8 protein-coding genes and 1 pseudogene are annotated in these 10,192 nt (G+C 37.3%); 5 read left to right on the forward strand and 4 right to left on the reverse strand.

The features are described 5' to 3' along the window. Positions 1-751, reverse strand: a pseudogene (locus A9G41_RS06460) (transposase); the annotation flags it as partial. Positions 752-977: 226 nt separating this feature from the next. Between A9G41_RS06460 and A9G41_RS06465 the strand changes: the two are divergent. Then, positions 978-2,426 carry an APC family permease gene (locus A9G41_RS06465; protein ID WP_065579781.1) on the forward strand — a complete coding sequence of 483 codons (1,449 nt, stop codon included), beginning with the start codon at positions 978-980 and terminating at the stop codon, positions 2,424-2,426. A gap of 249 nt (positions 2,427-2,675) precedes the next feature. On the opposite strand, the gene A9G41_RS06470 is transcribed toward A9G41_RS06465, so the two are convergent. From A9G41_RS06470 to A9G41_RS06480, 3 genes are read right to left on the reverse strand one after another with little or no spacing between them, the layout of a single operon-like run. Beyond that, positions 2,676-4,037, reverse strand: coding sequence for a PTS ascorbate transporter subunit IIC (locus A9G41_RS06470; RefSeq protein ID WP_065588517.1), 1,362 nt, complete (start codon positions 4,035-4,037; stop codon positions 2,676-2,678). 19 nt (positions 4,038-4,056) lie between these two features. Further along, complete coding sequence (locus A9G41_RS06475; protein ID WP_065583411.1) at positions 4,057-4,329, reverse strand: PTS sugar transporter subunit IIB; 273 nt, start codon at positions 4,327-4,329, stop codon at positions 4,057-4,059. Between the two features lie 32 nt (positions 4,330-4,361). After that, positions 4,362-4,805: a PTS sugar transporter subunit IIA gene (locus A9G41_RS06480; RefSeq protein WP_065583410.1), complete on the reverse strand. Its 444-nt coding sequence runs from the start codon at positions 4,803-4,805 to the stop codon at positions 4,362-4,364. A gap of 316 nt (positions 4,806-5,121) precedes the next feature. Here A9G41_RS06480 and A9G41_RS06485 point away from each other — a divergent pair, with 316 nt between their 5' ends. From A9G41_RS06485 to A9G41_RS06495, 4 genes are all read left to right on the forward strand, one after another. Then, on the forward strand, positions 5,122-6,153 hold the full coding sequence (locus tag A9G41_RS06485) for a LacI family DNA-binding transcriptional regulator (protein ID WP_065583409.1): 1,032 nt from the start codon (positions 5,122-5,124) through the stop codon (positions 6,151-6,153). 718 nt (positions 6,154-6,871) lie between these two features. Continuing rightward, positions 6,872-7,105: a DUF4123 domain-containing protein gene (locus A9G41_RS13505; protein WP_082259626.1), complete on the forward strand. Its 234-nt coding sequence runs from the start codon at positions 6,872-6,874 to the stop codon at positions 7,103-7,105. Continuing rightward, positions 7,074-7,661, forward strand: coding sequence for a DUF4123 domain-containing protein (locus A9G41_RS06490; protein ID WP_082259627.1), 588 nt, complete (start codon positions 7,074-7,076; stop codon positions 7,659-7,661). The genes A9G41_RS13505 and A9G41_RS06490 overlap by 32 nt, the downstream gene beginning before the upstream one ends. An 8-nt stretch (positions 7,662-7,669) precedes the next feature. Beyond that, positions 7,670-10,192 (forward strand): RHS repeat domain-containing protein (locus tag A9G41_RS06495; protein WP_143425427.1); only part of this gene is annotated, 2,523 nt, incomplete at its 3' end.

A 10,192-nucleotide genomic window follows, 5' to 3' on the forward strand; every position in this document is an offset into this window, starting at 1 on the left:
TCATGGATATTTCCAGCTGTGACATAGGTATCGGTAATTAAATTATGTTTGCCATCAACCGTTCGGTGCTCTAAGTAGAAGAACCCTTTAGGCTTGCCTTCCCGATGCATAAAGCCACTGTCCGGAACTGTTGTACTGACTTTAACATCCTTGTATTTCTCTACCGTCGATGGCTTTAAGGCTTTTTTCCGTTTAATTCTCTTTCTGTGTTGATGGCTTGATTAAGGGCATCAATATATTGACTGGGCTCAACAATACGCTGCTCATTACGTGCTTTGCCTTTATTGGCATTTACTTTTAGGTGAGTACTGTCCGTATATAATACTCGACCACTTATCAACTCTTTGGCAATGGCCTGCTCAACAATATTATCAAAAATCTGTTGATAGATTTCACTGTCATTAAACCGACGGCGACGATTTTGGCTGAGTGTTGAGGCGTCAATCACTTTTTCGGTTAATCCCATTCCCAGAAACCAGCGGTAAGCTAAATTGACCTGAATTTCCTGAACCAGACGACGTTCACTGGGGATACCGAAAAGATACCCCAATAGCATGATTTTAAACAGTCTGACCGGATCTTCTGCCGGACGACCGTTATTAGGGCAATAAAGTGGTGCTACCGCTTCTCGAATAAATTCAAAATCAATGACTTTAGCTATTTTACGAACAAGATGATTTTGAGGGACAAGCGCATCTAGCGAGATTTGCTCTATTTTTTCTGGTGTCGCTGGAGTTGGTTTTTTTAGCATAGAAGAACTTCTCTTATAATGGACTCCTCTCTATTAGATCAAAGAACTCGCCAAAAAGCGAGTTCTTTGTCATCAATCTGAAGCCAGCTTCTAGCTGGCTTTTTATTTATGTTATCATTTTTATTTTTAGTGTTTTTAATTAGTTAAAATTAATCCTTCTTGTATTTTATAAATAAATCCCTATTATAAACAAATTTTGCTTATTGATAGATTCAAGGGGATCTTTATGTCAGATCACAATTTAGAAAATAACTTGCGGAAAGATCTTGGTTTAGTTTCTGCGTTATCCCTGGTTGTTGGGATGGTTTTAGGCGCTGGTGCATTTATGAAACCACCTTCAGTATTGGAAGTTACTGGCGATTATCATTATGCTTTATTAGCTTGGATTATTGGTGGTGCTATTTCCATTTGTGGTGGATTAACGCTTTGTGAATTAGGCGTCATGTTCCCAAAAACTGGGGGCATGCTTGTTTATTTAGAAAAAATCTATGGCGCTAAAATCGCTCACCTTTATGGTTGGATGATGACAGTTATCTTTTCTCCAGCGTTAATTGGTGCATTAGTCGGTTATTTTAGTTCGGTATTTTGCTCATTATTTGAGATTGAAGACACATATAAAATGGCGGTAGGTGCAGGAGCATTAGGCTTTATTGCCTTTATTAATGCAATTGGTGTCAAAGAGGCTGGATACTTACAAACCATTGCAACGGCTTGTAAATTGATTCCGATATTACTACTGGCGGTATTTGGTCTTTGGAAAGGCAATGGGCAAGTCGCATTATTTGGTGCTAGTGGTCAAGGTATTGAAACATTTGCGCCTTTTGCTGTTGCTATCTTAGCTACATTATTTGCTTATGATGGTTGGGCACAGGTTGCATCGGTTGCAGGTGAAATTCATAATCCATCTAAAGTATTACCAAAAGCAATCATTTTTGGGATTATCTTTTTAGTGATTGTTTATGCTTGTATCAATATAGCATTCTTTAAAATCTTTCCTGTCAACGAAATGGTTTCATTAGGGCACGATGCCGCCGCGGTTGCTTCACAGCGAATGTTTGGGCATTCAGGAGGTAACTTAGTTGCTGTTGGTATTATGATCTCGATTTTGGGTGGTATTAATGGTTATATCATGACATTATCACGTACTATTTTTAGCATGGCAGAGCGTGGAACTATTGTTGGTGCACGTTATTTAAGTACAATAGATGAGGATAGCCGTTCTCCTGTTAATGCCATTTCAGTCCTTGTTATTTTTGCATTTTTATATTCGGTTTTGTTAGATGCCGATCGTTTATCTGAAATTTCTATGTTTTCGATTTGGGTATTTTATTTACTAACCTTTGTTGGTGTTATGATAGCCAGAAAAAAATACCCTAATATACCAAGATCTTACAAAGTCATTGGCTATCCAATCATCCCTATTTTAGCCATATTGGGCGCTGTTTATGTGATTTATGGTATGCTAGTTTATCAAACAGAAAATGGGCTGGCATCAATTGTGCTGACGTTAGTTGGTTTACCAATGTACTATTATTATCAACGAAAGAACAAACATAGCGAACTTTCAGTCGGTGAGGTGAAAAAGTACCGTGTAAAAACACAATATACCATTGCTATAGTAGCAATAAGTGTTGTTGCTATATTAATTATTTATGGAAGCATAATTAGTAAATAGCAACCTTATTTCTGGTTAGATGATTTATTTAAGGGGGTTTATTTAAGGGAATTGCTTACTCATGTTTTTTAGTCGGTATAAAAGCAACAATAGATGTTTTTTAACTGAAAAGTGTGACTAAAAATAAGTTAAAATTAAGCCATAATGTCTTTGTTGTAAAAATAAAGCTTAAATGATGGGCTTTCTTAAAGATGCCTTTTCTGTGTTTTATATAGCCACTAATATAAATAGTGGCTATAGGTACTTTAACTAATCCTTTGAATCAATTTTGGGTTTAGCTATGTAATTATAAATAACCAATATAGCAAAGATAGCAATAATAATGCTCATTATGATATCTTTGTTAAACCACTTAGCCATATTACCTAAGATAATTCCAACACCGCAAAAATCAACATCAGAGAAAGTCGTATTTGCAAAACCCAAAGATCCTAACACAGGCAGTAGCATAACCGGCAAGAACGTGACTAATAGACCATTAGCAAATGCTCCAAGCATTGCTCCACGGCGTCCTCCCATTGCATTACCAAATACCCCCGCTGTTGCACCACAAAAGAAATGAGGAACAACGCCAGGTAATATCAGAACCAGATTTAATTGCCCTAAAACAAATAATCCAATTAATCCACCAAGAAAGCTAAATAAAAAACCGATGAGAACGGCATTTGGCGCATATGGAAAGACAACAGGACAATCAAGAGCGGGTTTTGCATTAGGTACCAGTTTTTCTGAGAACCCTGTAAATGCTGGCACAATTTCAGCGAGAATTAATCGCACGCCTTGTAGAATGATAAACACACCAGCAGCAAATGTAATAGCCTCTATAATCGCATAAACTAAATAATTATCACCTTTACTTAGATTAGTTTCGACATAGTCAGAGCCAGCAAATATAGCTAGAATGAGATAAATAATCATCATAGTTAATGAGATTGAAATTGAGCTATCGCGTAAGAAACTTAGGTTTTTAGGTAAATTCATCTCTTCAGTTGAGCGTGAGTTTTTACCTACAACTTGCCCAAGCCAGCCAGCTAGCACATAACCTAAAGTACCAAAATGGCCAAATGCGACATCATCATTACCCGTAATTTTACGCATATGCGGTTGTGCTAAAGCAGGAAAAAAAGCCATGATAAGACCAAGCACTAACGATCCAGTAAATACCAGTTGCCAGCCTTTAAATCCTGCAACGGTTAAAATAATACTAATCATACAGGCCATATAAAAGGTATGATGTCCTGTCAAAAAGATAAATTTTAAACGTGTAAAACGTGCAACTACGATATTAGCGACCATACCAAATGCCATAATTAATGCCGTTGCTGCACCATATTCATTTAATGCCATAGAAACTATAGCTTCATTATTAGGAATAATGCCTTGTAATTTAAAAGCTTGCTCAAACATCATACCGAGTGGCGTAATTGCACTGATAAGCACGCTTGCACCACCGCTCAATACCAAAAAACCTAAAATTGTTTTCACGGTTCCTTTAACGGTATCAGCAAATGATTTATGTTGGGCTATTAACCCAACCATGGCAATTAAACCCACCAATACGGCAGGTACTTTTAAAATATCAACAATAAATTTTACGATTTCCTGAATCATAGCAACACCTCATAGGTTGTTAATTCTTAGCAAGATGCTCAGCAAGTTTGGATTCTAGATCGTTGATATCAATAATATTACTTAGCACCACTAATTTATCTGCCGGGATACCCGAACTGGCCGCTAAATCTTTGGTCATCACAAACACATCGGCTTGATCGGGTGCAATAGATGCAAGATCGGCATGTGTTACTTCGGCATCAACATTTAATTTCTTAAGCACTTTTTTGATATTCATTTCAACCATAAAACTACTACCTAGACCTTGACCACAAACAGCCATAATTTTCATATTATTTATCCTTTTATAAAGTTTGATTAAATTTAATAACGATTGGTTACAGTTAAAATCTGATCGCAATGTTGAGCATTAAAAATGGTCTGCATATCATTTGATTCACCAAATAAGGTTGCCAATTGCGTTAATATTTCAATATGACTAGAACTATCAATTGCTGCTAATAACGTAATTAAATAAACTGGATCATTATCTGCCGAATTGAAATTTACCCCTTGTTTGACTAATAACATTGATAAGCCTAATTGGTTTACACCATGCTCTGGTCTGGCATGTGGCATTGCAATGCCAGGCGCTAACACATAATAAGGTCCAAGTGATTCGTGTAATTCAAAAATTTTTTCAATATAATTAGGAGAAATCGTATTGTTTGCTAATAATGGTGATGCGCAAAGCTGTATAGCTTCTTTCCAATCATTTACAGAATCAACAATATTCACAGTTTGCTGTGTTAAATAGTTAGCGAGCATTTTCTCTCCATTAAAATTCTGATAATTTATTGAAAAATTAGCATATAAATTAAAAATAGCCACAACTAAAATAATAGAAATGTGATAGCGCTATCATATTTGCATAAATTTTTATTTATTTTGTGATGTAGATAACATTTCTAATAAATTCATTAAAAATAATTATGTTGATAGAATAATATTATTAAAAAATTGAGTTTTAAAAGGTGGCTCACAATATTCATATTAATGGATAAGTCACTCATCACTGGCTTGCAGTTGTCAAAATTAGTCTTTTTTAAACAAATGGTTAGATTAAATTCAATTAGGATGAAATATGCAAAGCGCAAAAAAACGGAGGAATACAGGGCAGGTTACTTTATTTGACGTAGCGAAATATGCAGGTGTGGGCTCTATGACTGTGTCACGTGCCTTACGCACACCAGAACGTGTTTCTGTTAAACTTCGCAAAAAAATTCAAATTGCTATCGATGCGTTAGGATATAAACCCAATGTTACCGCTAGCCAGTTAGCCTCGGCGTCATCTAGCCCAGTGATTGCAGTTATAACAACCAAAAACCACGATCATTCTGCGCAAATTTTGCTTGATGTGTTACAAGCAAATTTAATTAAACAAGGTTATACAATATTGTTTATTGAATCTGAGCATTATTATAACCGTGAACTAAAACTGTTAGATTCTTTACACAACCATAACCTCGAAGCAATATTGTTATTTTATGTCGAAAATGACGTTATTATTGAGAATGTTAATCTTAATAAAACGATACCTATTATGAATATTGGTAAGCAATATGATACAGCGGCAGATCCTGATATAGCGTTAGATAATAGTTTAGCAATGTATATGCTAACCGAACATATAATAAAAAAAGGCTATCAAAATATTGGGTTACTGTGTGCCAACCAACAAAATTATCTCTTTCAACAGCGTTTACATGGTTGGCATAAGGCGATGTTGGATTATCATCTACCTACCCATCGAGTTATCAATGCTGCCAAGCCTGCTAATTTTAGTACAGGTAGCTTATTACTGCCTGACATCTTATTGAATTGGTCTGAAATCGATGCCTTAATTTGCACTACTGATGAATTAGCCTGTGGTGTGCTTTATGAGTGCCAACGACGGCATATCCGTGTGCCACATCAATTAGCAGTGAGTGGATTTGGTGATAACGAGTTTTGCCAAGTGAGTTTTCCACCTTTAACAACAGTCTCCTTACCTGCTGTAAAAATAGGGGAACATTTGGCAATGCAACTATTAAGTAAGTTAAAAGCTCAAACTCATTGCCATAAACCAGATTTATCAACGTTCGCCCCTATACTTCGTTTAAGAAACAGTACTTAGTTGCATTGAGTGCCAAGTTATATTAAATCCTAGGTTATATTAAATAATTAGCTGTCATGATATTTTGCATATACATCCAATCGACTAGTTAGCAAGGCTTAAAATAATGAAGCATGCATAGCAATCGCCAAACTGTGGAAATGTGAAGTAGCGAGTATAAATCACCTTTCGACTTTCTTCACTTCACCGAGTTTAAAATTACACCTCATGTTTCAATCCAGAAAACAGCTAGAAAAACTTCAATAAAATCAATGGCTTTTCTGAATGATTTTTATCATACTCGATTTACCCTTCTTTCTGCTACATCATAGCCCATATTCCTAATATGGTGCATTAAGCTTGATGCAGCTAATACTTTATGTTGCCAATAAAATGCTTCGATATTATCAAATACCCCCTTTAATTTTGATTCATATTTACGCCAAGCGTAACAACCTGATACAGATGTATTGATTTTTCAAAATAAGTAAAAAATAACAAAAATAGACTAAAAAAAGGTTGCATAGAATAAAAAATAATCTTATCTTAGCTAAAAAATATCTTTATTTTTCGGTTTCTTAATACTTTCTAAAGGAATTTAGGTAAATATCATGGAGCTCGCTGTTAGTCATATTGCTTTAATCATCAATCGCTTTATTCAATATCCCTTTCTTGTCTTTTATAAGTTAAACGGATTTTTAGCTTTGTTGGTTTTATTGCGCAATGCAAGGGGCAGATTATGTTAGCTATGCCACTGTCTCAATGGCGCACGATTACCGCTACCTCTGCCATGCCTTTGTATGCCGTACTTTCTAATGTCAGCGATGCGCAAGTGGTTAAAAACTACTATATCACTGATGGCTCACAAACGCCCTATGGTCTTTATAGTGGTACTCCTTACGAGCACTGGTTTTCTGTTATGCCTATGCTAGTGAGACTTGATGAGCATAGCCCCCTTTTTAGATTGGATTAATAACACTGAGCACAAAGACTGGGGCTGGCTGGCACGCTCTCATTTACCCTTTGCAGACATCTGCGCTCATTTACGGAGCTTAACCCAAGCGATTATGCCCGATGGTGAAACGGTGTTTTTTCGCTATTGGGATGGTGAATACTTGTCAATCATGCTTGATTATTTTACCGATAGCTGGCAAGACGTGCTGCCTGCTTTTGCTTTTTACTGGATTAATCACCAATCACATGTGGTGCATGTACCCGTTGAGCAAGCGGTGCAAACTTCGCCTTGGTGGCAGGTGCCACAGCCACTTATTGACACGCTAGTGCAAACGACACTGACACCTTTAATCAGTAATATGTTGTTATGGTTAAAAGAAAATAATTTACCCCTATATGACGCCTTTCCAGAAGCATTAATCAAACAAAAAATTATGCACCTAGCCGCTAAGCATAAATCAAATACAGCAGATAGCCAAATGACACAGCAATTAGTTTTAGCGTTACAACAAGAGTTGCAATTAGCCACCAATCCATTTGAAATTTTAAACGCAGACTTTTTTAGTAATAAATAAGGAATGTTATGGAATACATTGAATCAATTGAACGCGATTTAGACTTATTTAAACGAAAAGCCTTATTAACTGAAGAATACAAAAAAATACTTGAAGACTGGTGTGTTCAAGCCTTTAATAAAACGTCCGGTGCTTTGGGCGGTCCGACCTTTGAAATGGACAGAGTGTTGTCTATTAATAATAACGATAAAAAAGCCAGTTACGAACAAAAGAGTATCGAAACCACCACCATAACCTGTCCAGAGAATAGAAAAATAGAAGTTGTGCTTAAGCACGAGTCAATACTTAATTTACCGATTCCTGATGTTTTAATTAAATTAATTAAATATAATTCTACGTGGTTTAACGAAACGGTTGACGAGAAAAAAACCGACGCTGAAGGGCGAGCCGTATTTACTGATTTAACGGTAAATGAATCCTATTTTGCTGAAGCAATCGATAACAATTTAGTGGAAAACAACAAAAAGTTATTCAAAGCTTATGATGAACTCATGTCAGCGATGTACACCCAGTTAAATGCTTCTTGGCAAGAATATAAACCGCAATGGGAAAAAGGTATTGATGTTGTTGAACTGATAAAAAAATTCATTAAAGGCTTATTTGATGGTTTTATTAGTGTCTGGGATGACATTAAACTGGCTTATAACGTTATTACCGACCCAGTAAAATACGGAAAAATGATTTATGATGGTGCAGCAAAATTATACGATATTATCGGTGATATACCTAACATTGATATTCAAGCATCGCTTGAGCAAAGTAAAGATTTTGCGCTACATTTAGCGGCATTTTTTAGTGATGAAAGTGCGATTTACTTAATTGCTAACGCCGTATTATTAAATATCAAAATGTATCCATGGGGTAATATCTTACCGGAGCTGGTTTCGCTTGGTGGAAACATATTGGGCGATATCCTTCGCGGGCTAATATTTGGCGCTTTGCTGTCATTAGTTGCGGGTCCTGTTGGCTTGGCTTATATGGCTTATCGCTTAACCTCAGTTGCCAAAAAAGCATCTGGATTAGTAAAAAAAATCTGGGAAATTTTAAAAACTATTTTGAAGTCCCTCACAAAGCTTATCAAAGATTTTTTCGAGAAAGTGGCTAAATTAGTACACCAAATGAAAAACACTTTAATGACAAAATTAAATAAAGAAACTAGAGCCGGAGCGAAGCAAAACACACATCTAGAAATTGAACACAAAAAAGAAACCTCATCAGGAAGCACCCATAACGATACCACCTCGCCACCGACAGAAAAATGCACAACCACAGGATGCCCTATCTCCATGGTCACCGGTGAAGAGTTGTTATTACTTGATGATGCGACATTATTAGGGGTTTATCCTTTTACGTTCCAACGACAATATCGTACCACCGCCGTCGAAGTGAGCTCAGTATTTGGTTATGGTTGGAGCCACTCATTACAGCATCATTTCACCTTTAATGATAAAGACGAAACCATTAAATGGGTTGACCATCAAAATCTTATCATTTCCCTACCCATGCCCGACAAGGCGATTTCCTTATCGGCTAATTTGATGGCGAAAACTGCAGTCTGGTTAGGAGAGCAAGAGCAGGAATACCTGTTTACCTCGGACAGTTTAAATGGTTGGGTCATGCATGTTAACCGTTTAGCGGATAATAGCGGTAAAATAACCGGCTTTTCTCAGAAAAAACAACATCTCCATCTTCATTATGACGATAAAACCGACCTACCAATAAGATTAGAAAACCCAGCGGGGGCCAGTTTACTGTTTGATTATATTGCCACCGAGCAAGGTCACCGCCTAGCCGAAATTCGCTTAAAACGGCATATTACCTTGAGTGATGCTGTGCCCGAGCCGATTATTCGCTACACCTATGATGAACGCGGACAACTTAGCGAAGCCATCAATCCGGCTAACGAAGCGGAGCGTTATACGTATCGTGACGATTATGTCTTTAGCCAACGCCGTTTAGCCGGTGGCGCCGAATTTTATTGGGAATGGCAAGGTGAAGGCAAAGCGGTGCGAGCACTGCGTCACTGGAGTAATATTCCTAATACAGAAATACGCTATGAATGGGATGATGCGGCGGGCACTTCTACGGCGATTTATGCCGATGGCTCAAAAGAGATATGGGTACATGATAAACAATCCGCCCGTCAGGTTAAGCATATTTCACCGAGTGGTGCAACAATTGAACGTCACTATGGTCAAGAAGGAGAGCTTTTAGCCGAAACCGACCCCTTAGGCAATACCACCGAATATCGCTATGACGGTGAGCTCAATTGCATATCAGTCACCTATCCCGATGGTCAGCGTTTATGGCAACGCTTTAATCGTGGCTTATTAATGGAGCGTATACAGTACAGTGCCGATGCCAGTGAAAAAAGCAAAGAAAAATGGGAATATGATAGTGATGGGCAACTGCTGTGCTATATCAACCCCATGCAAGAAGAGTTGCACTATCAGTGGACCGATAGCGGCCTATTAAGTGCTATCCGCTATGGCGATGAGACCAGCGAACACTATACCATCAACGCACTGGGG

It is taken from the genome of Gilliamella sp. Nev5-1 (genome assembly GCF_001690895.1).
Classification (GTDB): Bacteria; Pseudomonadota; Gammaproteobacteria; order Enterobacterales; family Orbaceae; genus Gilliamella; species Gilliamella apicola_C.